The sequence below is a fragment of the Streptomyces sp. NBC_01298 genome (assembly GCF_035978755.1).
Lineage (GTDB): Bacteria > Actinomycetota > Actinomycetes > Streptomycetales > Streptomycetaceae > Streptomyces.
Genome location: NZ_CP108415.1, coordinates 151,731 through 176,672 on the forward strand (window position 1 = coordinate 151,731; position 24,942 = coordinate 176,672).

Here is a 24,942-nt window from a genome sequence, read left to right on the forward strand (position 1 = left end):
CGCTCGGGGGCACCATCGCGATGGCGTCCGACACAGCGGGACGTGGAGTCGCCCCCGCCTTGACCGCCGAGGACCTCGTTGCCGCAGTGCCTGAACTTGCTGCGGAGGCCACCCTGGAGCTGGTGGACTTCCGGAAGATTCCCGGGGCATGGCTCGCGGTGGACGACATCGTCGACCTCGCCGACCTACTCAACAAGCGTTCCTCGGACACCGCGGGGATCGTGATCACCCAGGGCACCGACACTCTGGAGGAAACGGCCTACCTTCTGGACCTGCTCTACACCGGGAACGCTCCTGTCGTCATCACCGGCGCCATGCGCAATCCGCAGATGCCAGGCGCCGACGGGCCGGCCAACATCCTCGCCGCCGTACGCACCGCGGCCTGCCCCGAGGCCCGCGGCATCGGGGTTCTCGTCGCCTTCGCCGACGAGCTCCACGCGGCCCGCCATGTCCAGAAGACCCACAGCACCAGCACGTCAGCGTTCACCTCGCCCGGCGCAGGGCCGGTCGGTCATCTGGTGGAAGGCCAACCTCGGATCCACTTCCTGGTGCCGCGCCAGGCGCCCATCGGACTGCCTGTGCGCCTGGCCTGCGTCGAGGTGATCGAGGCGACGCTCGGCAGCGAGGGGTCCCTCCTCGATGCTCCCGCCGACCGGCTCGACGGCCTGGTCGTCGCGGCCTTCGGCGCCGGGCACGTCCCGCAGATCTGGGCGCAACGGCTGGGCAACCTCGCAGCCCGCATCCCCGTCGTCCTGACTTCCCGTACCGGCGCCGGAAGCGTCCTCACCCACACCTACGACTTCGGTCCCGGCTCGGAGACCGACCTCCTCGGCCGGGGCCTGGTCAATGGCGGCCGGCTGGAGCCGCGCAAGGCCCGGCTGCTGCTGCTTGCCCTCCTGCGCTCCGGCGCGGACCAGACCGCGATCCGGACCGTCTTCGCGGCCCACCGCTGACCCTCGACGACTCACGATGGGATTCCTATGCGCGCCACCGAGATCAGTATCGGCCGAAGGTTCGCTGTTGCCTTCGACCATGGCGAAGAGTTCTTCGAGGCGCTGGATGCCTTCTGCCGCGAATCCGGTGTCCGCGCCGGCTCTATCACGTTCATCGGAGGCTTCAGCCGTGCCCGGCTGGTAGGAACCTGTGGCCCCCTGAAGTCTCCGGAGCGCCCGCTGTGGGAAGAGATCGAAGTCGAGACCCTGGAGGTCCTCGGCAGCGGAACTCTCGCTTGGGACGCCGAGAACGACCGCGTGGCTCCGCACATCCACGTGTCCGCCGGCCTCAAGGCGGACTCTGCCGATGGACGCACGAGCCACCTCCTGGGCGCCACCGTGCAGTTCGTCACCGAACTCGCCATCGAGGAGTGGGCCTCCCCAGTGGTGACCCGGAAGCGCATTCCCGATCTCTACGACGTCCCCCTACTCACTTTCGAGCAGGAGGGCTGATCCCGCGCGGCTGCTGGTTCGCCTGGTCCTTCATCGCCGCGCGCGAGCAGCCATTTGGCACCCAGACTTGTAGGAGGAGGCATGGCCACCACACGCTTCACCCTCTTGGTGCAGGAGAAGCACTGGGACTCGTACGAGAAGTTCTGCATTCACTTCAGCAAGGCAGCGAGACGGGCGGCCGAGAAGGAGAACGACCCTCGGCTCGCGCGCGCTGACGTCTCCCGCAGCTCCTTCGACCGGTGGATGGGCCGCAGAGGAACGATCAAGGGCACTCCCCGCCGCGACGCGTACCTTGTCCTTCAGCACATGTTCAACATGTCACCCGAGCGGCTGTTCGACCAGGTTGACCCCGCTCCCCGTCGGCCGATCGACTTCGGGACCGGAGCTGTAGCTCCTATTGCACTGGCCCCCGAGTTCGACGACCCGCTGAGCGTTGTCGCGCAGACTCACAGGCTGACGAGCTCCAACGCCGATGACCCCGTTCTCATGATGGTGAGGCAGTCGATCACCAACGTCGTGAGCCGATACGAGGCGCTCGGCCCGCACCAGCTGGCGGGCGAGGCCCGGGTCATCCGCGAGATGCTGCACGGAGTCCTCGGAGGCCAGCAGCCCCCGCGCGTGCGCGCGGAGCTCTTCCGGCTCGCCTCCCAAGCCGCCGGGCTGCTGGGATACATGGCCGTCAACGCCGGCGCGCGGTTCGAGATCGTCAACGCCTACTGCACGGAGGCGGAGTCTCTGGCTGGTGAGATCGGCGAGGTCTCGATGCAGATGTGGGCGAGCGGCACCCGCTCCCTCGGCCTGTACTACCAGAAGCGGTACGCGGAAGCCGACGATGCGGCCTCCGCGGGGGTCGCGCTGGATCCGGACAACCCACAGGCCATCCGGCTGCTCGTCAACGGCCGTTCCCGGGCGCTCGCACGCCTCGGGGACCGCGGCAGGGCCGAGGCGGCCATCGGACAGGCACTCAGCCTGTCCGATCAGCAGTTCTCGCTGCCCGACGGCCTGACCTCGTGTATCAGCTTCGAGCCCTACTCGATGCCCCGGACGCTAGCCAACGCCATCACGACGCGTCTCTCGCTGGGCGACACGGCCGAGGTCGTGGCGCACGCCGAGGAGATCGAGGACCTGGTCGAGCACTCCCCCTCCGATTGGAGTCGCGCCTTAGTCGGCTTGGATGTGGCGTCCGCCCTGCTGAAGCAGGGCTCTCCTGAGGTCGAGCACGCCATGGTCCTGGGCAGTAGAGCGCTGAGAGCCGGCATCGGTCGTCCGATCAAATCGGTCTGGGAGAGGGCGAAGGAGCTGTACGTGGGCGCCGAGCAATGGCATGACGAGCCCGCTGTGGGGGACTATGCCGATGAGCTGCGGAGCTGGCGGGCACAACCCCAGGCAGGACCGTTTGCCGAGGGTCAGCCCGCCCAGATCGCCCCCTGACTAACGAGGAGCCCTGTGACGCCCGAGCTGGAGACCGATCCCAGCGCCTTTCCCAGTGAGCCGCCTGCGGATCTCGACGACCCGGACGCGATTGTCGGACACGACTGGCACGCCTTCCAGGATGTCGAACGTATGGGCGATCATTGGGACCGGCCTGGATGGTCGGACCAGAAGCGCTCGTACTACTGGATGCTGACCTTCACCGGGGCCACCGCACTCCTCGGCCTGGCGGAGCACTGCCAGAAGGCCCTCCATCACCTCGGGATGGACCCCGTCCCGCAGGACGGGCTGCATGTGACCATGCTTCGAGTCGGCCGCACCGACCAGGTATCTGCTGACCAGGTTGCACGCCTCCTCGACCTGACCCAGAACCTGCCCGTCGGAGCGTTTCGTCTCCAGGCCCACCCGCTGGCAGGCTCACGCGGCGCCGTCCGCTTCAGCCTCACGCCCTGGCGCCCCCTGGTCCACCTCCACGCCGTGCTCACCGCTGTCGGCGAGCGGATCGGTATTCCCGGAGGCGGACCGACACACGCCTTCCGTCCGCATCTGGGAATCGCCTACAACAACCAGGCACGGCCGGCTTCGCCCGTCGTTGAGGCCGTGGCACAGCTGCGCTCGATGCCGCCCGTCACCCTGGACGTCACATCGGTGGAGCTCGTCGAGCTGCGCCGTCAGGACAGGACATACCGGTGGCGGACAGTCCGCTCGGTCCCCCTGCACCCTGAAGTGCCCTCCCCGACCAGCCCGGGGAGCCGATGATCACGAGCCCTTGGACGCGGTGCCAGCAGCGAGGCAGGGGCGTTGGTCGGTCTCCCTCTCCATCCGCTGCGGGATGCCGGAGCCCGTCAAGTGCGGGCGGGGTGAGGCACTCTCCGCCGCGGCTGCTCTTCTATGTCGGCGCGGATATCGGCGTAGGCCGCGTCGATCACCTGAAGCTCAGTAGCCGTGAGGGTGGGGCCGGATAGGCATCCGAAGCTCTCTTCGACTTGAGTCTTACTGGTGAAGCCGACGACGGCTGCGCAGTGGTCGGCTCTCTGCAGGCAGGAGAGCAGGGCCAACCGGGTCAGGGTCCCCTGCTCATCGCCGAAGTGGACGCGCAGGGCCTCCATCCCGGCGGTGACTCTCGCGACTCTGTCGGGAGTAAGGCCCCTGTTGCCTGGCGGCAGGCCGGAGGCGCCCAAGTTCGGCGTGGTGATTCGTGGGGCCCGCCCGGTGAGCACGCCGTGGGCCAGGGGCGCGGCTAGAACGAGGCCGACTCCGAGGCGGGCTGTGAAGGCGAACAGGTCCTCGCCCTCCAGGGTGATCACCGGTGTAAGAGCGTTGAAGCGGGTCCAGACGATGTTCGGCTTGATCATCTGGAAGAGGTACAGGAACCGTGCGGCGCTGGCGTCCCGCTCCTCGGGCGTAGCGCCGTAGGGGACGTGCGGGCCGCGCAGACCAACGGCCCGCACAGCCCCTAGCTCACGCAAGGTGTGCATCTGGTCGATCGCGCTTCCGAGATAGCGGTCCTGTGGTCCGAAGTCCCAGGAGTCGAGCGTGTAGAGGTCGAGTTCCTCGGCGTAGAGGTTCTCCAGAGTCTGCTGGAACTGGTGATGGATGTGCCGGTCGGCGTAGGCGTGTGGTGCGGAGCCGCGGATGTGCCCGACCTTGCTGCTGGTGAGAAGCCCCTGGTCTGGGTGTTCGCGCAGGAGGCGTCCCAGCATGCGTTCGGCATGGCCGGCGCCGTAGCAGTCGGCCGTGTCGAGCAAGTTGGCTCCGAGCTCGACGGCGCGGCGCAGGACGTCGAGGAAGCGCCCGTCGCGTGCCTGTGCCTGTCCAGGTTCTTCAGCCGCTCCGATGGCTCCGCAGTTGACACCGAGCGGATGAGCGAAGAGGCCTTGCCCGAGGTGGCGTTTCGTGGTGTCGAAAGCGGTCTTCAACGTGACCCTGCCGGTGCTAGCACGGCGATGACGATCTTTCCGTTCTCGATCTGTTCGACCGACCATGTACTGCTGAGGTTGTGGACGAGGAACAGGCCCCGTCCGCTCATGGCCACGGCCGTCGACTTGGTGGACGAGTTCGAGGGGCTCGCGGGGAGAGCCTCGGTGTCAGGGTCTCGGTCGACGACTCCCAGCGCCGACCCGAGCTCGTAGACCTCGATCCGGATGAGGACCACGCCGCCGGCGTGCTTGATCGCGTTGGCGATGAGCTCACTGGCAACGAGCTTCGCGTCGTCGGCCCGGGCCTCACCCAGCATGTCAGCAAGTACGACACGAGCAATGCGTTGCGGGGCCGGACGGCCTTCAAGCACGACGTCGCGGTGATTCAACAACTCTCCGAGGCTGCGGTCATGGACCAGCTCAGCTGTCGGGGGCACTCTCGCCTCCTCGCCATCGAGACGCCCTGCGGCGTGACCGGGGTTGACCTTCCTCCACCGTGACGGAACTGCGGTGGCATCGGTACGCCGAACCGTCGCCACTTCTTCGCCACTTCCACCTCGTCTCCGTGCATTCGCCCCTTCAACAGGAAGGGCAAAGCACTCAACTCGGACACCGTCCTACGTCGTGCCTCGCTGAAGTGGCGAAGAAGTGGCGACGGTTCGGCGTACCAGTGCGCAGCGATTCACGGCACCGTGGGTGATGCCGACAGCACCCGCCCCGGGCTCCGGAAGCGGCAGCGTCGGTCACCACCCGCAGCACGGGCGGTGGCACATCGGCCCCCGCCGGTACGGACGGTGCTGCACCCACGCTGGTGGACCGGCGGCGCTGCCTCCTGGGCGTGAGCCCAGGTCCCGCGATTTCCCCTTCAACATCCGTGAGGAGCTGACATGGCAGTCCTGAGCGACGTGATTCTGGCTGTGGCGCCTGCCGGTGCAGCTGTCGCATCCATGACCGCCTGGCACTTTCGGCGGGCCGCGATCCGGGCCAACACCGACCTCCAGCAGACCCGGGAGCAGAACGCGGTCCTCGGCCTGCAGATCGAGTCCCGAGACCAGGAGGTGGCCCACTTCGCCACCGTCCGCCTGCCCTCCCTCACCACGGCCCCTTCCGGCAACCCGGCACAAGCTGGAGCCTTGCGCCACCCGAACCTGGCCACCACAGACTTCGGCCGCTCCCTGCAGGCGGCGCTGCGGCACAGTGCCGACTTCGTCACCGACTTCAGGGGCCAGACCGAGGCGTCGGCCAACGCGCAGATCCAGGCCCTCTTCGCCCCGCTGGCGGCCCAGGCCGCGGCGCAGCAAAGCGCGATGGTGCAGCTGCTGCGGAGGACCGGTGACGAGGAAGTCCTCCAGCACGCCTTCGCCGTAGATCACGGTGTAATGCTGCTGGTCCAGCGAATGCAGATCATCGGGGCCCTGGCGGGGCGGGAAGTGAGCAGCCGCCGCCCGGATGCCGCCCTCATGGAAGTACTGATCGGTGCCCAGTCGCGTGTTCAGGACTACACACGAGTCAAGGTCACCAACAAGAGCAGCGGCCTCGTCAAGGGTCCGGCGGTTGAGCCAGTCGTCGTCGCTTTGGGCGCGCTCGTGGACAACGGCTGCCGACACTCGAGCCCGGCAAGCACCGTGGCGGTGTGGAGCATGCCTGTGCAGGGCGGCATCAACATCGTCGTCGACAGCGTCGGCCCGATGCGGGATCCGGGCGGGTACGCCCACGCGGCCGCGGTACTGCCTGGGCAGCAGCGGGTGTTGCTCACGTCGCTCGGTGCGCAGCTGGGCCTGGCCGCGGTGGGTGTCCTCGCCCGTCGCAGCGGCTTTCAGGCGTGGCTCGACCCCCGCCAGCAAGACGGCGTCCGTGCCGTCCTCCACCTTCCCGCGAGGCTCCTTCTTCCAGAGCCCGTCGCCGATGAGCCGCAGCACCATGACCAGGCCAGTGAAGCGGTTATGGCCAGGGCTGGTAGTGCGGGGCGGATGGCGGCATTCAGCCACGGGGCTCGCGCGGGCGGCCAGGCGGGCACCTCCGACTTCCGGGGCGTGGTCGGCGCCACCGTTGATGCCGAATCGACGGAGCACGGTGTGCGGAGCGCGCGATGACCGGAGGACACCGGCGCCGGCCGCACCACAAGTCCATGCGGGCCGCAGGAGGTGTGCGGCAGTTCGCCTCTCAAGACTGCGGGCTGCCTGTAACCGCACGACCGGCGGCGCCCCGGCTTCGCGCTGCCGGGCCGGAGGACAGCGAGGCCCACCTTCGGGCGCGGCGTGCGGTGGAGCTGCGCCGTCAGCTGGCGACCGTGCTGTACTCCATCGACGCGATCCTCCCGCTCCTCACGCCGGAGGTGACCCAGGCGGTCGACGGGGCTCGGCAGTGGCTGGACGAGATCACGCCGGCCAACCCCCTAGACCCCGCGGACACGTACATCCGGGCCCTGGAGCACACGGTGCGGATCACCCGGGAATTCCTGGCCCGGCACACGGTGGCGGCCACCTACCTCCACCTGGACAGCGAGCGCCCCCCATGGGCTGACCATCAGCGGCTGGAGATCGCGAGCGCACCGTACTGCCGGCATGTAGCCGTACGCCAGCACGACGTGGCGACCAGCGGCTGGACTCTGGAACAGCGGCCCGGCTTCGCGCGGCTGCGCGGCGACATCGAGGACGGGCGGGTGCAGCTCCTCGTGGTCCGCTCAGCCGCCGACCTCTCGCCCCCCGGCACCTCGCTGGCCGACCAGAACCAGGCGGCCGAAACTCTCACCGTGTGGTTGACCCGGCGCCGGGCCCGACTGCTGGTTGTCGACCAGGTCGCCCGACCGCCGGGCACCCCCTAGACCGCCGGTCCCGTGCGGTTGACCTGACACCGCCGCACGGGACCGGCACCCACGACGCTGCACCCCCACGGCCGCCCCGGTCCGGTGCCACGAGCGCGACACCGAGGCGGCTTTCACACCATCACTCACCCGGTCATCGGGGGCGACCCCAATCGTGCCCGCCAGCCCCGGATTACTGCTCTCCCTCCGCACGGCGGTCCAGCCGTGCCCAATATCGAGGACCGTTCCTGTGAACAGCATGCACTCACCGGCGATCGAGGACTTCGCCTTCCTGTCCAACGCCCAGACCTCCGCGCTCCTCGATGCGTCGGGTGCTGTGAGCTACATGCCGGGCGGTGACCGGCCGGACTCCGACCTGGTGTTCGCCAGGGCGCTGGGCAGCGAGGACAACGGGCTCTGGCGGATCCGTCCCCACGGCGAGTCCACCGTCGAGAGCCGCCGCTACCTGCCGGACACCATGATCCTGGAGACGGTGTGGCGCTCGGCGAAGGGCAAGGCCACCGTCCTCGACTACATGCCACCCACCCGCCCCGGGGCCGACACGCCTGGGCGGCTGTTCCGTGAGGTCCGGTTGCAGGGGCAGATCGCCATGGACTTCGAGTTCCTTCCCCGGTTCCACGACGGCCGTACCGTCCCGGAGGTAGCACAGGTCGGTACGGCTCACCGATGGGCGCGGTGGCGCTTCCGCGACGGCGACCAGGTCGTCTCCCTCGCCGCGCAAGGCCTGGCATCGCTGGTGAAAGACCCGGCCGACGGAGCGCTGCGGGGAACGGTGTACGGGCGCACCACGGCGTTCGTGATGACGCTCGGGCCGGACCTGCCTCGTCCCTTGGCGCCTACGGGACGCCGGAAGGCGACGCGAGACCGCGGACGCAGGTGGGTCGCCGGCAACGTGTCGTATGAGGGCAGGTACGCGGGGCTGGTCAGGAGGTCGATGCTGACCCTGGACGGACTTCGGTATGCGCCGACCGGGGCCTACATCGCCGCTGCCACGACGTCCCTGCCTGAGGAGCTCGGCGGCGTGAGGAACTGGGACTACCAGCATCACTGGTGGCGCGATGCAGAGATCACCCTCGATGCCCTGATCGCCGGCGGCGCTGAGGAAGGCCTTGAGGCATGGCGCCGGTTCGCTCTCGAGACGATCGGCGACAACGTGAACGGCGTGCAGATCATGTGCGGCGTGCGCGGAGAGCGGGAGCTTCCGGAGCGGGTCATTGAGCACCTGGCCGGCTACGAGGGCTCCCGGCCGGTCCGGCGTGGCAACGCGGCCATCGACCAGTTCCAGCTCGACGTGTACGGGTCTATCACGCACGCCCTCGCGCGGATCGCCTCCAAGATCGGATGGACACCCGAGTCCGCCCGGTTGGTGATGGACCTGGCGCGGGTGGCCGAGACTCGCTGGACCGAGCCGGACTCTGGACTCTGGGAGAGCCGGGGCGGGTTGAAGCACCACACGTACTCCAAGGTCATGGCCTGGGTAGCCCTTGACCGCGCCTCGGAACTGGCGGGATCGGGGGTTGTCCCCGAGCTCCACGATCCACGCGAGGCGGGGAGGCTACGTGCCGTTGCCGACCTGATCCGCACGGACGTCCTCACCCACGGATTCGACAGCGAGCAGGGCTCCTTCACGCAGTCCTACGGCGCGCCAGACCTGGACGCCTCCCTGCTGCGGCTGCCGCTGGTCGGATTCATCGAGGCAAGCGACCCGCGCATGGTGGGCACGCTCGACGCCTTGATGGACGAGCTCGCCGACGACCGAGGGTTCATGCTGCGCTATCGCACCCCCGGCGACCGGAGCGCAGACGGACTGCCCGGCCACGAGGGGCGATTCCTGCTCTGCAGCTTCTGGCTCGTCGAGGTGCTGGCCATGGTCGGCCGCGGGAAGGAGGCAGCGGCCATTTTCGACGCGCTCGCGGGGGTTGCAGGCGGACTGGGTCTGCTGGCGGAGGAGTTCCAGCCCTCCGCGACCGGCGGACGGCAGTTGGGGAACTTCCCGCAGGCCTTCAGCCACGCCGGCCTAGTCCGGGCCGCCCTCGCCCTGCACCGCTCCGGCGCCTGGAAGGGCACCTCCTGGGGGACAGCGGCGTGAACGAGATGCTGTTGGTAGGACACATCGAGGAAGCGGTGTTCCAGGCCCTGCTCGGAGCCACGCCACGCGACGAGGTCGAAGCCTTCCTCCCAAGAACGGATTCGCTGAGCGAACTGCTCCAGCGAGTACGGGCACGGCACCTGATGCCGCTGCGCTGCATCGCTCTCGGGGCGGTCGCCACCCACCAACTCGAACGGCCGAAGCCGGAGGCCTTCCACCTCTATCGGCAGCTCGACGAGCGGACGATCAAGGCCCTTCGTGTCTGGGTGGAGCACACCGGTTACGCGCTCCCGGAGGTCAAACCCGACATCACGCCGGTGAAGCTCGCCAGGATCCTTCACGATGTCCACCGCGCATTCGATCTCACCCCCGCCGCGTCGGAGATCACCCTCGTGGGCGCGGCACTAGCCCATGGCCTGATCGGCGTTGAGCAGTGGGAGAGCATGCGGGGGGCGGCACGATGACATGGCCAGGCACGCCCATCCTGACGGGAGCCACCGAGCGGGCTGGCATGCAGAGGCTGTTGGCCGGTGGCTCGGCCGGAGAGGTCGCAGCACGGCTTCACACCAGCATTGCCTCCCTCGGCCAGGCCCTGGCCCGCACCCGCAGCAGGCACGACATGCCACTGCGCAGCGTGGCCCTGCTCGCCCTGAGCGCCGGCGAGCTCATGGCTCCCGACGCCCCGCGGGCCGTTCGGGCACTGACCAGTGAACAGGAGGCCGCGGTCAGAACGTGGGCGACGACGCCGAGCTCCGATCTGGGAGACATTGGCCGCCGGGCCCGCGTGCCTGCCACGGAGCTTCGGAGCCTGTTACGGCACGCCCAGCAGCACCTCGGGTTCGGCCTGGTCTCTGGCTGGGAAGCCGAGCTGCGTCTCCTGGGCGCTGCCGTGGCTCTCGGCCTGGTCGACCCCGCGGAGGCCGCTCATGGCCTTCAGGCCGAGAGTGGAGCACAGTGACCGGGCGACGATCGGCTCAGGCGATCGCTTCTCAGCGCCGGTTCTGGGACTCGCTGTACCTCACGGATCGGTCCGTGGACACCTTCGTGCTCCTTGAGCGGGAGTGGCGCGGGTTCGCCGCGCACGTTCAGCACGAGAAGGCCAGAACGGCGATCGATGTGGGATGCGGCAAAGGCGATCTGTCCGGCGCCCTGGCATTGCACGGCAGGTTGCGGACCATCGGCTACGACTGGTCCGAGGCAGCCGTGGCGGTAGCGCGTGCATCGCTCTCGCACCCACTGCTGTCGTTCGAGACCCATGACTTCGGCCTGCCTGTCCGGCCCACAGGCATCCAGCCAGGGGCGGTGGACGTCCTCTGCTGTCGGTTCGTGCTGCAGTACCTGGACCTCCCCGCGTTCATCGCCAACACGCGCTGCCTCCTTCGGCCAGGTACAGGCACGGTCTACGTGGTCACACAGGTCCGTGAGGAGATGGCAAAGCACGCCCGAGGGGGCGAAGGTCTGCCTCGGGCAGTGATCGCGGAGCTGCGTGACGCGTGGCCGACCGCTCCAGTGTGGCCGCTCACCCGACGCGGTGAGGTTGTAGCCCTTGCTCTGGGCGGCGCACGTAGGGCAGACAGCTGATGGGCCGGGCAGACCGGCCCCGTGTGGGGAGCCTGATCGAACTACGCGGTCAGCTCAAGGGCGAGAGGGACTACTGGGACCGGCCCAGCGGTGACTGGGGTGAGGGTCCACCGACAAGTCCGGCGGCACTGGAGCGACGCGAGCTCGCAAACTCCATGTTCCTGCTGGGCTCCCGTGCGCTGCTGCGTGGCGAGCTCCGTCATGCGGAGAGCTCGCTGGGTCAGGCGGCGAAGGAGGACCATCCCGGCGCCTGGTTTCGGTATGCGGTTCTCGCGCATCGCTTGGGGCCCAGCGTCTTTGGCGGAGACGGCGCGCGCGAGTGGCGCGGCTTCCTCATCGCCTGCGCGGCCGAGCTCGGGCATGGGGACGCAGCTCGAATGCGGCCACTGCTCCGCGATCCGGGGGCCACTCCTGCCGACTTCGAGGAGTGGGAGGACCCCCGTTTCGGCCCCGAGCTGCTTGCCGCGCTTGCCGCTCCCCCTGCTGCCCAAGTTCAAGGACTGCGATGTTCGCCATGAGACAGCTGACGGCACCCGACATCTCTGCCGTGGATGCCCTGATCAGTGACCGAGTGCGGTACCAGCTGAAACGCGGGCGCCAGGTCTGTGCCGGCCCACGGCTCCGCCGCGTCGTTGTGACCTCCCAACGGGACTCGGTGCGGCGCGGCAGGTTGGCCATCGGAATGTGGCGCACGGCGCCAGCTCCTCGGCTCGTGGGCGCGTTCACGCTACGCTCCGCCAGCACAGCACCCGTTCTGATTCTGGAGAACGCCTTTACGGCCCCCGGGGAAAAGGCCGTCGCGCGGCTCGCATCGATGTGGATCAGCGACTTCGCAGCACGGCAGGACGGATGCACGCGAGTCCGATGTGTGAGCTGGTCACCCGCTGTTGCCGCGCGGCAGGTGCAGGTCGGTGGATGGACTGACGTCCCGCGACCCGCCCACCACCGTGGTGGTGCAGTCCTCCTTGAGCAGCGCGCCACCATCATGGCGCTCCTGAATCAGTGGGTCCGGACCGAGCGACTCCCCAGTCTGTCTTCCCCGTCGGAAGCGGAGGTGCAGCCGCCGCTGCACCCGCATCACGTAAGAATCGCGCAGCTCTACGCACAGGGCCGCACCACTCCAGAAGTAGCCGGGCGGCTCTTCCTGAGCGTCGACACCGTCAAATCGCACACAGCTCAGGCACGCCGACTCACTGCTGTCCGCTCCACTACAGCTCTGGTCCAAGACCTCTACCTACGGGGAGAGCTGGCCAGAGGGGTCTCCAGCGGCGTGAACGCGGCTGTAAGCCCGCGCCAGCGTGCAGTGCTGGGCTTCACCGCCTTCGGTGACCCGCAGGCAGCAATCGGGATGGCCATCGGAGTCTCGCTCGAGGTCGTGAAGGCGGACCTGAGCGCCCTCAGATTCGCCTTCGACGCCCGCACGAATCACCACCTGGTGGCCCGCGGCTGGGATGAAGGCTTCCTGTGCTGAGCATCCCCTCCGGACTCATCGCGGTCTCCCGCACCGACTTCACCGCCTCCGACGACGAGTACGAGGAGTTCCTCCACCTCTGCCTCAGTGACGTCGGCGGCTTTCCCGCTCTCGCATCCCCCCGAAACCGACCTCTGACCAGGAGCTCCACGATGCCCGCCACCCGCACTCGCCGGTCCGCCACCAGAACGACCCGGAAGAAGAAGCCGGTGAAGCCGTCCCTGGGCCTGCCTCGACACAAGAAGAACTCGCGTCTGTCCGACAAGGAACGCAAGGTGTTCGCCCAGCAGGTCGTGGCCGCCTACACCGGTGAACAGCAGGGCGCCATTCGCCAGATCGCCGACGAGACGGGACGCTCCTACGGCATGATCCACCGCCTCCTCTCCCAGGAAGGCGTCCGATTCCGCCCCCGCGGCGGGAAGCCTGCCGGCGCCGCGACTGAGGCCGCGGAGTGAGTGCGACAACTCCCTCCACGGGGAGCACAGCCACGGCCAGCGCCACCTCCGACACCCCGCCGTCCGGCGCGCCCGGGCGCACGCCAGCGGCGGTGACGGCCGGTATCGGCAAGGCCAGCGAGATGCTGCAGGCCATGCGGCTCGCGGAGAAGAGCGCTCACGCAACCGCCTGCCGGATCCCCGCAGTCCACCTGATGGTCCAGCTGCGCGAGATCCGGCGGACCAATGCCGAACAGCTCCGGGAGATCGTCGACGTCCACGGGTGGCCCACCCCCGGGCTGGTCGGCGCCCAGTCGGCCGCCGACGCCGTACGCATCCTGCTGGCCTGCGGCGATCCGGGCTTCCAGATCCGCTGCCGCAACCTGATGAAGCTGGCCCTCGACAGCGGGGAACTCCCGGAGATTCTGTACGCGTACGTCGCCGACACCTGCGATGTGGCGCTGTCGATTCCGCAGACCTACGGCACCCAGGTCAACCCGCGAACCCTGCGCCCCTACCCGATCAAGGACCGGGAAGCCGCCGAACGCATGCGTGCCGATATCGGACTGGTCCCGATCGCCCAGCAAACGGCCGTCTACCTCAGCGGCGCAAGCGCAGTCTCGGCGGAGCGGAGTCGGCCGTGATCTTCCCGCAGAACATCGGAGACGCACCGTGACGGCAGCCCCCGACACCACCACCCCAGCGGCACCGGACAGCGGACCGACCACCCGCAGGGCTCTTATCGCCCTGCTGGCCGGTGAAGGCACCAGCTACGCGGGGACGGCCGTCCACCGGATGGCACTGCCCGCGCTCGCCGTCCTCCACCTCCAGGCCACCCCCGGCCAGATCGCGTTCCTGGCCTCCGCCGCGCAACTCCCGGCGTTGATTGTGTCGTTACCGGCGGGCGTCGTCCTGGATCGGCATCCGCTCCGCACCGTGCTCCTCACCACCGACCTTGCCGCGGCCGGCGTTGTCCTGGCGATACCCGCCGCGGCCGTCCTCGGCCAGCTGACGATGCCCGCCCTCTACATCGTCGCCTTCGCACTCGGCGCCCTCTCCGTCCTCCATGGCGCGGCCGCGATGGCTGCGCTGCCCCGGCTTACCGATCCCAGGCTGCTGCACCGGGTTCATGCCCGGCTCGCGTCGGTGGCCAGCGTGGCCAGCATTGCCGGGGCGGGACTGGGGACCCTACTCGTCGCGGCAGTCGGGCCCGCCAAGGCGACGTTCGCCAACATGGCGTCCTTCCTGGTGTCCGCGTGGTGCGCGACCCGCGTCCGCGTGCGGCCCGCCCCCAAAGTGCCGGGAAAACGACCGCCTATGGTCCGTGAGATCCGTGACGGCCTCCTCCATAACACCCGCGACCCACTGCTCAACCCCCTGTTTCTGGCCCTCGTCGGTACCGGCGTGGGCACTGGACTCGCCAGCACATTCCTGGCGTACCACCTGCTCACCACGGTGCAGATCGGCACGACGGGTCTCGGTATCGTCATGGCAGCGAGCAGCCTGGGGGCTCTTGCCGGGGCCCTTCTCGCTCCCCGCCTCGCGGACCGCTACGGTCCCGGCGCCGTCCTCAGCATCGGATCCTCGGTGTACGCCCTCACACACGTCGCACCGCTCATCGCCGGAGCCGGGCTCGGCTGGCTGGCGGTCCTCGCCTCAGCCGGGTTCGCGCAGCACGCCGCGGCCTGCTGCATGGGCACCACCCAGCGCTCCGTGCACCAGGCCGTCAGCCCGCCCCAATTCCAGGCCCGAGCCGTGCAGAACGCGTACTGGGCCGTGGCCGGCGGCGAGACTCTCGCAGCCGTCGCCGCCGGTCCCCTCGCAGCCCTCACCAGCGTGCCCACCACCATGCTCACCGGCCTCGTCCTCCTGGTCCTGTCGTCCTGGGTGCTGTGGCGCTCGCCCATAGGCCGCCTGACCGCCATGCCGCCGGTGACCACCACAGTCAGCTGATCTTGCTCTCCTCGTGGCACCGGGCTGCGGCCCGCACGTGGCGAGACCACGACCTACCCTCGTCGGACAACGAAAGGCGACTGGCAATGACCGAGCCAGCCCCGGGGACCCCACACCCGCCCGCAGTGGTGACCAACACCATCACCGGGGACTCCAGCCTGGACACGGCAGTCCACCGTGGCCACGCAGACACCAGGGATGGCCGCACAAGTGGGGCGACGTCTGCGCGTGGAACCTCCCCGAGAAACCACGACCTCGAGCAGATCATCCTTGATGAACTCAAGTGGTCATTGGCGGGGTTCGCCAAGAGGATCCGCGAGCACTGCGCGGCTGGCGGCCAGCCGCGGTCCGTGAGCACAAGCACGGTGTCTCGGTGGTGCGCCGGCGCACAACCGGGGCCGGAGCTGGCAGATGCGGCGTGCTACGTCCTGACTCGGGCGTGCAAGCGCCAGGTATCTCCTGAGACTCTGGGGTGGCTGTCCAAAGACCTGGATGTCTCCCAACAGGCGCTTCAGTACGGGGACCTGGGACACGCGGTGCGGATGCTCCGGAGGCTGTGGCAGATGGACGCTGTTCCCAAGAGCACGGCGGTGCGGAGGATCCCGTTCGCCGCGGCACCTTCCGCAGTCGAGGCACTTGTCATGCTGCCCGACACGGAGATCGCCGGGCGCGGACAGCGACGGGTGACCGTGGCGGACATCGAGCTCCTGGATGCACACACCGACCTGTATGGCAGGACGGACGCCCGCCACGGAGGCGGGCAGTTCCGCTCCGTCTTCGCCGCCTTCCTCGCCGCCCACGCTGTTCCGCTGCTCGAAGGGGGGTTCAACGCCGGGCGTGGCCGGCTGCTGTACGGCAGCGTCGCGGACGCGGTGCTCGCGCTGGCGAGCATGGCCTACGACGACCAGCTGCCGGGCCTGGCTCAGCGCTACGACTTGCAGGCCATGCGGCTTGCTCAGGCGATCGGCGATCGCGGCCGGCTGGCGCGCGGCTGCATTCACCAGGCCCGGCTGGCGGCGGTGCGGGGCGATGGCCGGGAGGTGCTGACCCACGCCCGCAGCGCGGTGGTTGCGGCGACGGGCGCGCCTGCGCTGGTGCGGGCATACGTCGCGGTGACAGAGGCGAGGGCATGGGCCTACAACGGGGACGGCGCGCAGTGCCAGGCGGCGGTGGAGCGGGCGCGTGGCGCGTTCGAGCGGGCCGGGCGCGGATCGGACCCTCGGTGGCTGGCGTGGCTGGACCGCCCCGAACTGGAGGGGCAGGCCGCGTGGGCGCTGGCGATGGCCGGGCTGGCCGAGGAGGGTGAGCAGGCTCTGAAGGTCGCAATGGGCCTGCCGCCGGAGCGTACGCGCGACAGCGTGGAGCTGTTGATCACTGGTGCGGAGTTGGCGCGGCTGCGTGGTGACCGAGCAGCGTGGGAGGAGTCGCTGGGGAAGGCGAGAGCGGCGGTCCAGCACCTCAAGAGCCGACGCCTGGCACGGCGCCTGTCCGACGCCGCCGCTGGTGGCCCCCTCCACGATTTCTGAACGTCGGAGCTCCGGTTCAGAGTGTCGCGCGCCAGCGAGGAGTCGGTCAGGCCGCAGTGTCGCCGACCCAGATTAGCTTGGAGCGGACGTCGGCCGCGAAACGGACCCGGGGTGCCTCCTCACGGGCGGGTGTCCCGATGTGGAGGTAGCCGAGTAGCTGCTCGCCGTGGCCGAGGCCGAGGTGTTTGCGAACTTGCAGCGCGTCCGGGTACGGGCCGCCAAACCAGACGCCGCCCCAGCCGCGAACGTTGAGGAGGAGCAGCAGCGTGGTGGCCATCGCAGACGTCGCGGCCAGCTGCTCCCAGCGGGGGATGGTCGGATGGTCGCGGGGCTGGAAGACCAGGGCAAGCATCATCGGCGCGCGCAGGTGTTTGGCGACGATCCTCTCGGCCAGGTCGGCGGTGGGTGCGGCCTCGGCGGCGGCCTCGCCGAGCCGGATGCGGGCGTCGCCGGAGATGGCGATCACGCGCCAGGGGCGCAGCTGCCCATGGTCGGGCGCGGTGGCCGCGGCCGCGAGGAGGTCGAGCAGTTCGTCCGGGCCTGGGGCGGGCGCGGTGAGGCGGATGGTGCTGCGCCGGGTGCGGATCGCTGTCTCGGCCTCTACCGCGGCGGCCCGTGCGGCCGGCGCGGTGGTCATCGGGTCGCCCCCGGGCGCTGGGGCAGTACGGGGACCTGATCGTCTGCGGCGGCCGGGGTGGTGAGGTCGGAGGCGCCTCGAGTGAGGCGGTCGAGCAGCGGCGCGGTGGCCGCGGTGGTCACGACGGCCATAAGGACCATGATCGTGAACAGGTTGGTGGAGATGACGCCGAGTTCGAGGCCGATGCCGAGGACGACGATCTCGGTGATCCCGCGGCAGTTCATCAGCGCGCCTACCAGAGCCGACCATCGCCAGTCGCAGCCGGCGAGCCGGGCCGCACCAGCGGCGCCGGCCCACTTGCCCGTCACGGCCACAGCCAGGATGAGCGCCGCCCAGCCCCATTGACCCGCCGGGAGAGCAGCGAGGTCGGTGTGCAGGCCAATGTCGACGAAGAAGAGCGGCAGCAGCAGCGGGACGAGCACCGCCTGGAGGCGGGCGGCGCTGCGTTCGACGGCCGGCACCCCGCGCGGCACGGCAGCACCGGCCAGGAATGCGCCGATTGCGGGGTGGACGCCGATCCGGTCGGTGGCCCAGGCGGCCAGGAGGAGCCCGGCGACCAGAAGCACCGTCACAAGGTCGTCAGAGGTGCGGGCGGCACGCTCCAGTAACCGCTTCACGATCGGGCGCGCCGCCGCGAGTGCGGCGGTGAATGCGCTGGCCAGGGCGAGGGCAGTGAGTGCGGCCAGCGGGGGGCCAGCAGTTGCCAGGGAGGTGACGGCGATGAGCAGGCACCACGCCACGGCGTCGTCGGCGGCGGCGCACGCGAGCGCGAAGGTGCCCAGGCGGGTGGTGGCCAGGCCGCGGTCGGTGAGGATCCGAGCGAGGACGGGGAAGGCAGTGATGGACAGCGCGGTGCCGATGAACAAGACGAATGGGAGGCGTTGTACTCCGGGCGGTGCGAGGGCCGGGTACATCGCCAGCGCGAGGGCGGTGCCGAGCGCGAGGGGCAGCAGGATGCTGCCGGCGGCGACGGAGGCGACGGCGCGGCGGCTGGCGCGCAAGGAGGGCAGGTCGAGTTCGAGGCCAATGAGGAAGAGGAAGACGAGCAGGGCGAGGTTGCCGAGTACCGAGGTGTAGGGCAGGACGGAGGGCGGCAGCAGGAGGTGCTGGACGCCGGGGGCGAGCCAGCCGAGGAGGGAGGGGCCGAGGAGGATACCGACGGCTATCTCGCCGATGATGGGGGGCTGGCCGAGGCGGCGGGCGGCCCAGCCGCCGGCCTGACAGGCCAGCACCACGGTGGGGACGGCTACAAGGACGAGCGAGAGGGGGCTGGACATCGCAGGGATCCTCCGAGGTCGGCGCGAGGGGCCGGTGGGCGTGGGCGAGCGTGCGGCCAGCCTTGGACAGGGTGGGCCTGGCGCAGGCAGCTCTGGGAAGGTGGGCGGGAGTCAGGTGCGCAGCAGGGGCAGGGTGGTGCAGCGCAGGGAGCCGGGGATGCGGGTGACCTCGCTGTAGTCGACGGTCAGGACCTCGAGCCCGCGGGCGGCCAGGGCGGCGGCGATCCGGTCGCTGCTGGCGCCAACCACGATCGTGGTGGGCGCGATGGCCAGGACGTTGACCTGGACGGCGCGGGCCTCGGCGTCGGTGACCGGGATGAGGTCGTCGAAGTAGCTGTTGAACCAGCGGTTCTGGTCTGCGGTGAACGCTTCGCGGTGGATGAGGGCGGTGCCGGGTGCGACGATGGCAAGGTGGTCGTCGAGGTGGACGATCCCCTTGCCCGCGAAGTGCACGGGGACGACCTCACGGTCGATGTTGTGCCGGGTGAGGGCCTCCTCGAGGGCGGCCGCCCCCTCGGGGTTGGTTTCCTCGCTCAGGCCGATGAGGACGCGGCCGGTGTCGGGGAGCAGGACGTCGCCGCCTTCGATCGTTCCGCGCGCGAGGTCTGCGGGTTGCACGCCAAGTTCGGGGTCGGTGAGGGCATCGGCTTCGGGGAGGCGGTGTGTCGAGTTCAGGCGGGCCCGGAACAGAACGTGGTCGACGGCGAAGGCGATGTCGCGGGGGTAGTGCTGGGCTGAGCAGCCCGGTGCCGCGGGGAGAAGCACCACGTCGGTTCCGCGGTCGCGCAGCAGGGCGATGAGCTGGTCCTGCTGGGCGCGGACGGCGGCGGGGTCGTAGGGGGCCCAGGTGCTGGTGGCCTGCTGGCGTGCAAGAACCGGGTGGAGGTCGGGGCCGGTCAGGGGGCGGGTGAAGTCGCCGGCGTGGCGCATGGCGACGCGGCGGAGAGTTCCGTACTCGGTGGCGACGTGGGTATGCGCGGGCACGGGTTCTCCCGGTGTCGTGGGGCGCGGTGGTGTGCGGGGTGGAGGTCGTCCCGGCACGGCCCCATGGCGGGGGTGCCTGCGGGGACGGGCATTGTCAGGTGCGCCCGCCCCCGCAGGAGTCCGGGGTCAGCCGACCTGGGCGAGCCAGGGTGCGGCCTCGGAGAGCCGGTTGAGGTTGGTGGGGACCAGGGCCTGATCGGATTCGTGGCCGTCGAGAGCGGTGGCCAGGATTCCGATGATCGTCGCGCCGCCGTAGTCGAGGGCCGCGATGTGGCTGCCGCAGTCGGGGCAGAAGCCGCGGGCGGTCTTGCCGGGGTGGGTGTCGAACCAGGTCGGCTCGGCGCCGGTCCATTCCAGGCCGGCCATCGGAAATCCGACCCACCACTGGAACGGCGCGCCGGAGCGCTTGGCGCAGTCCGTGCAGGCGCAGATGTGCGGGTCGTCCACCGGGCCGGTGACGGTGAAGCGGACCTTCCCGCACAGGCAGCCGCCAGAGCGGACCTCGGGGCCGGAGCCGGTGACGGCGGCAGTCTCGGACATTAGTTCAATTCCCTTGCACGGTAGGCCAGTTGGGTCCACCAGTGTGCCATCGCCTTGAAGATCTGCAGGAAGCCCTCCAGGGCCTGCGGCAGATCGAGGTGGAAGAGGTCACTCTGACGGATGAACCGGGCCAGGCCCTCGACGTGGGCCTCCTCCACACTCATGCCGCCGATCTGCGCGGCCTCATGGCCCTCGTCGAGGTGGAGCCGGTAGTAGTAGTCCAGGTTCTCCAGCTCCGCGCCGCTCGCCCCGATGGTCAGCTCGCCGTACCGGTCGGTGATGTCCCGCAGGATCTCAGTCTCGGCGACAGCAACGCCCTCGGTGGCGTAGTAGCCGCCGGCGATGAGTCCGGTCATGTGCGAGTTGACCAGGACCTGGTGCTGGAGAACGAGCTTGGCGGTCTCGTCGGCGGGGACGTGGCCGTTGACGAGCAGACCGAGGTCGGCGAGCAGCGCGCGGGTGTAGAGGATGTAGTGGGCGGGGACCTTGCCGGGCTCGCCACCCTCTTCCAGGAAGTTCCGGTCGAACTCGTGACCCAGCGCCGGGCAAGAGCTGTAGACCTGCGCGGCGGCCAGACGCAGGAACTGAGCGTTGTGCCGGGCGAAGACCGCGAGTTCGGCGATGTACATGCGGGCCTGGGCGACGTTGAGGGTGCCGGGGTCGACCAGGGAGCGGATCTGCCGGTAGATCGCGTCGATCATGGGCTTGAGGTGCTTGTCGACGAGGTCGTCGCCGTTGTCGCGGTTGCCCTGGAGGGTGGCGTGGATGTAGCCGCGGGTCTCCGGGTTCGCGTTCAGGTACGCCTCGACGAGGCTGGTGCCGCGCAGGGCATCGAGCGTGGGTGCGGTGATGGTCACTCGGACTCCTCGGGCGTGGTGGTGACGGTGATGCCGCCGGTGGCGCCGAGCGTGCGGATCGCGGCGATCACCTGCGGGTCGTCGGGCAGGGGGGTCGGGCCGGTGTTGAGGCGCTGGACCAGGTCGGGGGTGAGGACGGCGGGATCGGCCGGCGCCTCAAGGCCGCGGAGGAACGCCTGATCTCCGGTGATCATCAGCTGGTAGGGGGCGCGGACCGTGACGTTCGTGCCGGGCGTGAGAGTGGCGGCCGCGAACGCCGTGACGGCCTCGTCGCGGGCGAGGTCGTTCTCGGTCTGCTGCCAGCCGCCGTTGCTGAGGACGGTGTGCCAGCGCTGGTGGGCGTGCTGCTCGGCGACGGCCGGGGCCTGCTGGGCGGCGGCGGTGAGCGCGGCGGCGGACACAGCGGCCAGGCGGCGGGCGAGGTCGCCGGGGCCGGCGGTCAGCGGCTGCATCGGGGACGGCTGGCCGGCGTCGGTGTCGGGGGCGCTGGCCAGCAGGGTTTCCAGCAGTTCGGGGGCGATCCAGGCCCGGGCGATCGCGGCGTCGGGGAGAGTGTAGAGAGGGATGGCAACGGAGACCGAGAACTCGCTCTGCCGGCCGACGTGGAAGACGCGCTCGGGCAGGAACAACGCGTCGCCGGGCTCCAGGGCGAAGTGCTCGCCGTGCTCCAGCAGCCACGTGTAATCGCCGTACAGCGGGGCGTCGCCGCCGGTGAGCTTGCGGTACTCCTCGGCCGGCCAGCAGTAGAAGTCCTTGGTGCCGGGCCCGTAGTGGGTGAGGAAGGCGTTCTCGTAGCCTTCGTGGACGCCGAACGCGGTGCCGCTGTAATTGCCGACAAAGGCGACCAGCTCCGCGCCGCCGGCCGGGACGCCCCATCCGTCGATCAGCGCGCCGACGAACTCGCCCAGGCCCTCGGCCAGCGGCGGGCTAACGCTCTCCAGGGTGTTGACGACCAGGCTGAACCGCTCCGCGCCGACCTGCTCCTGCATCCACGCGGGAAAGCCGCCCTCCGGCCATCCGTCGGCGGCCAGCACCGTGTCGACCAGCTCGGGGCGTTCCTCCTCGCCCACGTACACCCGGGCGTTCGCGGTGATCTCCACCCCGGTGGCGTGGGCGCGGCGGATTGCGGCGAAGCCGTCCAGGACGGCGGCCGCGCTCGCCGCCGAGGCGGGGACGACGCCCTTGAACAGGTACGGGCTGGTCATGCCTGCGGTCTTCTCGGGCAGGGTGTCGGTCCAGAACGCGCGGGGCGGGGGCCAATCTCCGGTGCTGCTGCTCATGGCCGGGGTACTCCTTCGGTTCGGGCCGCGCGGGTGCGGCCGGACGGGCTTGTACGGGTGCAGGCCGGGCGTCAGGCGGACAGGTAGTCCTCGAGGCCGCCGTCGCGGACGGTGTCGAGGGTGAAACAGTGGTGCCCGCCGCCAGCGAGCCTGCGGTGGCGGTGGCGGACCCGGACGACGTTGAAGTTGCGCTGCTCCAGCACCTCGATCAGCTCCGGGTAGAGGGAGTTGACGACCACCGTGTTCTCGTCGATCGACAGGACGTTGATGTCGATGTATCGGGACGCGGTGGGGATCACGAACCCGAACTCGTCGTAGTCGGGCTCCGGGACCGTGCTCGGCGGCGGGTAGATCGCCTCCCAGCCGCGCATCGCTTCCGGCAGGAACTGCAGGTAGTGCGGGGAGCGCAGCAGCATCAGGCCCGGGCGCAGCACGCTGACGATGGAGTCGATGTGGTTGTCGGCGATCCCCGGGAGCCGGTGCAGGCGCAAGCCGGGGAAGTTGCGGGCCAGCCACCGGTAGGCGAGCTGATGGTTGTGGTTGGCAACGTTGACCAGCACGTCGCGGCCCAAGCGGATGCACTGCGCACCGTCGAAGACCATCTCCAGGCCCAGGCCGTCGATCGGAAGGGCGTCCTCGCCGGCGGTCGCCGCGGTGACGTCGATGCCCTGTTGGTCGAAGTAGCCGGTGTCGAGGGAGCCAGCGGCGAGCGCGGGGCGCGGCATGGACAGCCAGTTCGCGCCCTGCTCGAAGTAGCGGTTGAAGTGGGGCTTGAGGTGGTCGTTCTCGAAGATCCGGCCGCGGATGTGTGGGGCGGTCTCCACGATCGTCTCGCCGAGGATGATCGCGTTGTCCCGGACGTTCAGCGGCGGCGTCGCGCCACTGGTCCACCACGGGGAGGACACCTGGATGTCCTTGCCCGGGACGGAGGGGCGCAGCACGCGCACCCCGCAGCCCGCCAGGGCGTCGGCGAAGGCGGCGACGTCCTCGTTGAGCTCGTCGACGATCTGCTGCGGGATGGGCAGCTGCCGCTGTCCGTCGGCCAGGTGGGGGGCGACGTTCTCGAAGTAGAACAGCCTCCAGCTGCTGTCGGCGTCGTGGGCGGTGTAGTGGTCAGCGCGGCCGACAACAACCTCGCGCAAGCGGGTGAAGTCGTCGAAGCTGTGCACGCCTGTGGCGGGCGGGGTGAGATGGGAGTGGGTCATGGGTAGCCGCCTCCTCGGCGGCGGGTTCCGGCGCGGCGCGGGCAGGCACGGGGTGCCGCCCGGACGGCGCTGCGGCAGGCCGGTCTTGGACAGGGAGAGGGGGATCGGTCAGGCGGCCGTACGCTCGGCGGCCACGGCCTGGCGTGCGGGGTGGGCGGTGAGGCGCGCGATGACGTCGTCGATGACGCACGGCACGTCGGGGGTGGAGCGACGGCGGAAGAAGTAGCCGGAGCACCACGGCACCTCGTCCCAGCGCTCCAGGCGCTCAGAGATGAGGGCGGTGGCCTCGGGCAGGCGCCGCCAGGGGATCTTGGGGCACCAGTGGTGTACCGGGTGGAACATGTCGTCGAGGTGGCCACCGAGCAGGTGCCGGGTGAGCCAGTGCGAGGACCAACCGCGGGTCTGCAGCAGCACATCGTCGCGGTTCTCGATCAGCCCGGCGTGGTTGCCGAGGTCGGTGATCCAGGTGACCACCGGCCGCACGAACACCAGCGGGACCAGCCAGTACAGCAGCAGGTCGCCGAGGACGCCGAAGGACCAGCACACGGCGGCGACGCCCGCCCACACCACCGCACGGGCGGCCGGCGCCCAGCGGCTCTCCCGCGGGCCGCGGGTCACCAGCACCCGCAGCGCCGACGTGGGCAGCCGCCACAGCGCGGCCTTGACGATCACCCGCAGCAGGAAGGCGTTCCGGCTCATCGGCGCCCGGACAGAGTGGAGGCGCCCGGCCTGGTACGACTGGAACATCGGGTCGCTTCCGGTGCCCAGCTGTGCGTGGTGCACACCGTGGGTGACCCGGTAGGGCACGAGCCCCTCCCCGAGCAGCCCCGTCAGCAGGTACCCCGCCAGACGGTTGCCGCGCGAGGTGATGAACAGCTTCGCGTGGACGCACTCGTGTGCCAGGTTCGACAGGTGCCGCTGGCGCACCCCGATGTACAGCACCGCGAGCAGCGGCCCGACGACGTGCCCGACCACGGAGCCGACGAACGCCGCCGCGGCGATCGCCCCGATGTCGCCCACGACGTCTCGCAGCCCGACGCTCGGAGCGCCGCACAGGCCCTCCAACTCGGCGACCAACTGCGGGCCCAGGGACTTTCGGACGGGACCGGACGCGCCGGTCGAGTACTTGCTGCGCCCTGGTGTCTTCTCGCGCCGGCGTACCGACCACCGGTTGGTCCTGCCCATCTGCTCTCCTCGGGACATCACTGGACGGGGCATTGGCCTTCGGTGAACTGCTGCCGGTGGTCGGGGCGCCCCGACCACCGGCAGCAGCACGTCAGCCGATCAGGACGATCGGGGTCAGGCGGCGGCGCCCGGGCGCATACCGAGCTTGACGCCCTCGCCCGGGCGCATGCCGAGCTTGACGGTGCCCGCGCCGGGGCGCATGCCCAGCTTGACGCCCGGGCCGGGGCGCATGCCGAGCTTCAGGGTCTGGTCCATGGGTTCTCCTCTCGGGCCGCGGACATGCCGCGGCCACGCGTGGTGAATC

At 69.9% G+C, this 24,942-nt stretch carries 25 protein-coding genes; 14 read left to right on the forward strand and 11 right to left on the reverse strand.

Translation table 11 applies throughout. The features are described 5' to 3' along the window. Positions 1-20 precede the first annotated feature (20 nt). The 4 genes from OG730_RS41990 to OG730_RS42005 all read left to right on the forward strand — a co-directional run bounded on the left by OG730_RS41990 (position 21) and on the right by OG730_RS42005 (position 3,635). Positions 21-953, forward strand: coding sequence for an asparaginase (locus OG730_RS41990; protein WP_442815242.1), 933 nt, complete (start codon positions 21-23; stop codon positions 951-953). 27 nt (positions 954-980) lie between these two features. Further along, on the forward strand, positions 981-1,445 hold the full coding sequence (locus tag OG730_RS41995) for a PPC domain-containing DNA-binding protein (protein ID WP_327309851.1): 465 nt from the start codon (positions 981-983) through the stop codon (positions 1,443-1,445). Between the two features lie 81 nt (positions 1,446-1,526). Then, positions 1,527-2,876 carry an NsdA family TPR-like regulatory protein gene (locus OG730_RS42000; protein WP_327309852.1) on the forward strand — a complete coding sequence of 450 codons (1,350 nt, stop codon included), beginning with the start codon at positions 1,527-1,529 and terminating at the stop codon, positions 2,874-2,876. Positions 2,877-2,891: 15 nt separating this feature from the next. Next, positions 2,892-3,635 (forward strand): 2'-5' RNA ligase family protein, encoded by a 744-nt coding sequence (locus OG730_RS42005; RefSeq protein ID WP_327309853.1) that lies wholly within the window; start codon positions 2,892-2,894, stop codon positions 3,633-3,635. A gap of 86 nt (positions 3,636-3,721) precedes the next feature. On the opposite strand, the gene OG730_RS42010 is transcribed toward OG730_RS42005, so the two are convergent. Both OG730_RS42010 and OG730_RS42015 read right to left on the reverse strand, forming a co-directional pair. Next, positions 3,722-4,795 carry an aldo/keto reductase gene (locus tag OG730_RS42010; RefSeq protein ID WP_327309854.1) on the reverse strand — a complete coding sequence of 358 codons (1,074 nt, stop codon included), beginning with the start codon at positions 4,793-4,795 and terminating at the stop codon, positions 3,722-3,724. After that, positions 4,792-5,334 carry an ATP-binding protein gene (locus tag OG730_RS42015; protein WP_327309855.1) on the reverse strand — a complete coding sequence of 181 codons (543 nt, stop codon included), beginning with the start codon at positions 5,332-5,334 and terminating at the stop codon, positions 4,792-4,794. Before OG730_RS42015 ends, OG730_RS42010 begins: the two co-directional genes overlap by 4 nt. A gap of 348 nt (positions 5,335-5,682) precedes the next feature. On the opposite strand from OG730_RS42015, the gene OG730_RS42020 reads away from it, so the two are divergent. From OG730_RS42020 to OG730_RS42065, 10 genes are all read left to right on the forward strand, one after another. Beyond that, positions 5,683-6,888: a hypothetical protein gene (locus OG730_RS42020; RefSeq protein ID WP_327309856.1), complete on the forward strand. Its 1,206-nt coding sequence runs from the start codon at positions 5,683-5,685 to the stop codon at positions 6,886-6,888. A gap of 170 nt (positions 6,889-7,058) precedes the next feature. Then, entirely contained in the window at positions 7,059-7,619 is a 561-nt protein-coding gene (locus tag OG730_RS42025) for a recombinase family protein (protein ID WP_327309857.1), read from the forward strand. Positions 7,620-7,857: 238 nt separating this feature from the next. Then, complete coding sequence (locus OG730_RS42030; protein WP_327309878.1) at positions 7,858-9,708, forward strand: glycoside hydrolase family 15 protein; 1,851 nt, start codon at positions 7,858-7,860, stop codon at positions 9,706-9,708. After that, positions 9,705-10,172 (forward strand): hypothetical protein, encoded by a 468-nt coding sequence (locus tag OG730_RS42035; protein WP_327309858.1) that lies wholly within the window; start codon positions 9,705-9,707, stop codon positions 10,170-10,172. The genes OG730_RS42030 and OG730_RS42035 overlap by 4 nt, the downstream gene beginning before the upstream one ends. A gap of 568 nt (positions 10,173-10,740) precedes the next feature. Then, the gene (locus OG730_RS42040; protein WP_327309859.1) at positions 10,741-11,289 is read left to right on the forward strand and encodes a class I SAM-dependent methyltransferase; all 549 of its coding nucleotides are present in this window, start codon (positions 10,741-10,743) and stop codon (positions 11,287-11,289) included. 712 nt (positions 11,290-12,001) lie between these two features. Beyond that, positions 12,002-12,760 (forward strand): helix-turn-helix transcriptional regulator, encoded by a 759-nt coding sequence (locus OG730_RS42045; protein ID WP_327309860.1) that lies wholly within the window; start codon positions 12,002-12,004, stop codon positions 12,758-12,760. After that, positions 12,754-13,215: a helix-turn-helix domain-containing protein gene (locus OG730_RS42050; RefSeq protein ID WP_442815240.1), complete on the forward strand. Its 462-nt coding sequence runs from the start codon at positions 12,754-12,756 to the stop codon at positions 13,213-13,215. Before OG730_RS42045 ends, OG730_RS42050 begins: the two co-directional genes overlap by 7 nt. Before the next feature lie 92 nt (positions 13,216-13,307). Beyond that, positions 13,308-13,838, forward strand: coding sequence for a DUF6624 domain-containing protein (locus OG730_RS42055; protein WP_327309861.1), 531 nt, complete (start codon positions 13,308-13,310; stop codon positions 13,836-13,838). A 28-nt stretch (positions 13,839-13,866) separates the two neighbouring features. Then, the gene (locus OG730_RS42060) at positions 13,867-15,147 is read left to right on the forward strand and encodes an MFS transporter (protein ID WP_327309862.1); all 1,281 of its coding nucleotides are present in this window, start codon (positions 13,867-13,869) and stop codon (positions 15,145-15,147) included. A 563-nt stretch (positions 15,148-15,710) separates the two neighbouring features. Continuing rightward, a complete protein-coding gene (locus tag OG730_RS42065; protein ID WP_327309863.1) occupies positions 15,711-16,673 on the forward strand; it encodes an NsdA family TPR-like regulatory protein in 963 nt (320 codons plus the stop codon). A gap of 46 nt (positions 16,674-16,719) precedes the next feature. Here the strand turns inward: OG730_RS42065 and OG730_RS42070 are convergent, their stop codons facing one another. The 9 genes from OG730_RS42070 to OG730_RS42110 all read right to left on the reverse strand — a co-directional run bounded on the left by OG730_RS42070 (position 16,720) and on the right by OG730_RS42110 (position 24,893). Next, positions 16,720-17,310, reverse strand: a complete 591-nt coding sequence (locus tag OG730_RS42070) for a nitroreductase family protein (protein ID WP_327309864.1) — start codon at positions 17,308-17,310, stop codon at positions 16,720-16,722. Next, positions 17,307-18,587 (reverse strand): cation:proton antiporter, encoded by a 1,281-nt coding sequence (locus OG730_RS42075; RefSeq protein WP_327309865.1) that lies wholly within the window; start codon positions 18,585-18,587, stop codon positions 17,307-17,309. Before OG730_RS42075 ends, OG730_RS42070 begins: the two co-directional genes overlap by 4 nt. A 111-nt stretch (positions 18,588-18,698) precedes the next feature. After that, positions 18,699-19,571, reverse strand: a complete 873-nt coding sequence (locus tag OG730_RS42080; protein ID WP_327309866.1) for a dimethylarginine dimethylaminohydrolase family protein — start codon at positions 19,569-19,571, stop codon at positions 18,699-18,701. Positions 19,572-19,697: 126 nt separating this feature from the next. Then, positions 19,698-20,111: a GFA family protein gene (locus tag OG730_RS42085; protein WP_327309867.1), complete on the reverse strand. Its 414-nt coding sequence runs from the start codon at positions 20,109-20,111 to the stop codon at positions 19,698-19,700. Continuing rightward, on the reverse strand, positions 20,111-20,968 hold the full coding sequence (locus tag OG730_RS42090; RefSeq protein ID WP_327309868.1) for a DUF3865 domain-containing protein: 858 nt from the start codon (positions 20,966-20,968) through the stop codon (positions 20,111-20,113). Before OG730_RS42090 ends, OG730_RS42085 begins: the two co-directional genes overlap by 1 nt. Continuing rightward, positions 20,965-22,248 carry a hypothetical protein gene (locus tag OG730_RS42095; protein ID WP_327309869.1) on the reverse strand — a complete coding sequence of 428 codons (1,284 nt, stop codon included), beginning with the start codon at positions 22,246-22,248 and terminating at the stop codon, positions 20,965-20,967. The genes OG730_RS42090 and OG730_RS42095 overlap by 4 nt, the downstream gene beginning before the upstream one ends. Positions 22,249-22,319: 71 nt before the next feature. Next, positions 22,320-23,453 carry an inosamine-phosphate amidinotransferase 1 gene (locus OG730_RS42100; RefSeq protein ID WP_327309870.1) on the reverse strand — a complete coding sequence of 378 codons (1,134 nt, stop codon included), beginning with the start codon at positions 23,451-23,453 and terminating at the stop codon, positions 22,320-22,322. Between the two features lie 108 nt (positions 23,454-23,561). Continuing rightward, a complete protein-coding gene (locus OG730_RS42105) occupies positions 23,562-24,638 on the reverse strand; it encodes a fatty acid desaturase family protein (RefSeq protein WP_327309871.1) in 1,077 nt (358 codons plus the stop codon). A 114-nt stretch (positions 24,639-24,752) separates the two neighbouring features. Beyond that, positions 24,753-24,893, reverse strand: coding sequence for a hypothetical protein (locus tag OG730_RS42110; RefSeq protein ID WP_327309872.1), 141 nt, complete (start codon positions 24,891-24,893; stop codon positions 24,753-24,755). Positions 24,894-24,942 lie beyond the last annotated feature (49 nt).

Coding starts and splice junctions, on each gene's coding strand:
- OG730_RS41990 (WP_442815242.1), top strand. CDS start 21: ATGGCGTCCGACACAGCGGGACGTGGAGTCGCCCCCGCCTTGACCGCC.
- OG730_RS42075 (WP_327309865.1), bottom strand. CDS start 18,587: ATGTCCAGCCCCCTCTCGCTCGTCCTTGTAGCCGTCCCCACCGTGGTG.
- OG730_RS42070 (WP_327309864.1), bottom strand. CDS start 17,310: ATGACCACCGCGCCGGCCGCACGGGCCGCCGCGGTAGAGGCCGAGACA.
- OG730_RS42105 (WP_327309871.1), bottom strand. CDS start 24,638: ATGGGCAGGACCAACCGGTGGTCGGTACGCCGGCGCGAGAAGACACCA.
- OG730_RS42085 (WP_327309867.1), bottom strand. CDS start 20,111: ATGTCCGAGACTGCCGCCGTCACCGGCTCCGGCCCCGAGGTCCGCTCT.
- OG730_RS42065 (WP_327309863.1), top strand. CDS start 15,711: ATGGACGCTGTTCCCAAGAGCACGGCGGTGCGGAGGATCCCGTTCGCC.
- OG730_RS42095 (WP_327309869.1), bottom strand. CDS start 22,248: ATGAGCAGCAGCACCGGAGATTGGCCCCCGCCCCGCGCGTTCTGGACC.
- OG730_RS42020 (WP_327309856.1), top strand. CDS start 5,683: ATGGCAGTCCTGAGCGACGTGATTCTGGCTGTGGCGCCTGCCGGTGCA.
- OG730_RS42000 (WP_327309852.1), top strand. CDS start 1,527: ATGGCCACCACACGCTTCACCCTCTTGGTGCAGGAGAAGCACTGGGAC.
- OG730_RS42100 (WP_327309870.1), bottom strand. CDS start 23,453: ATGACCCACTCCCATCTCACCCCGCCCGCCACAGGCGTGCACAGCTTC.
- OG730_RS42030 (WP_327309878.1), top strand. CDS start 7,858: ATGCACTCACCGGCGATCGAGGACTTCGCCTTCCTGTCCAACGCCCAG.
- OG730_RS42110 (WP_327309872.1), bottom strand. CDS start 24,893: ATGGACCAGACCCTGAAGCTCGGCATGCGCCCCGGCCCGGGCGTCAAG.
- OG730_RS41995 (WP_327309851.1), top strand. CDS start 981: ATGCGCGCCACCGAGATCAGTATCGGCCGAAGGTTCGCTGTTGCCTTC.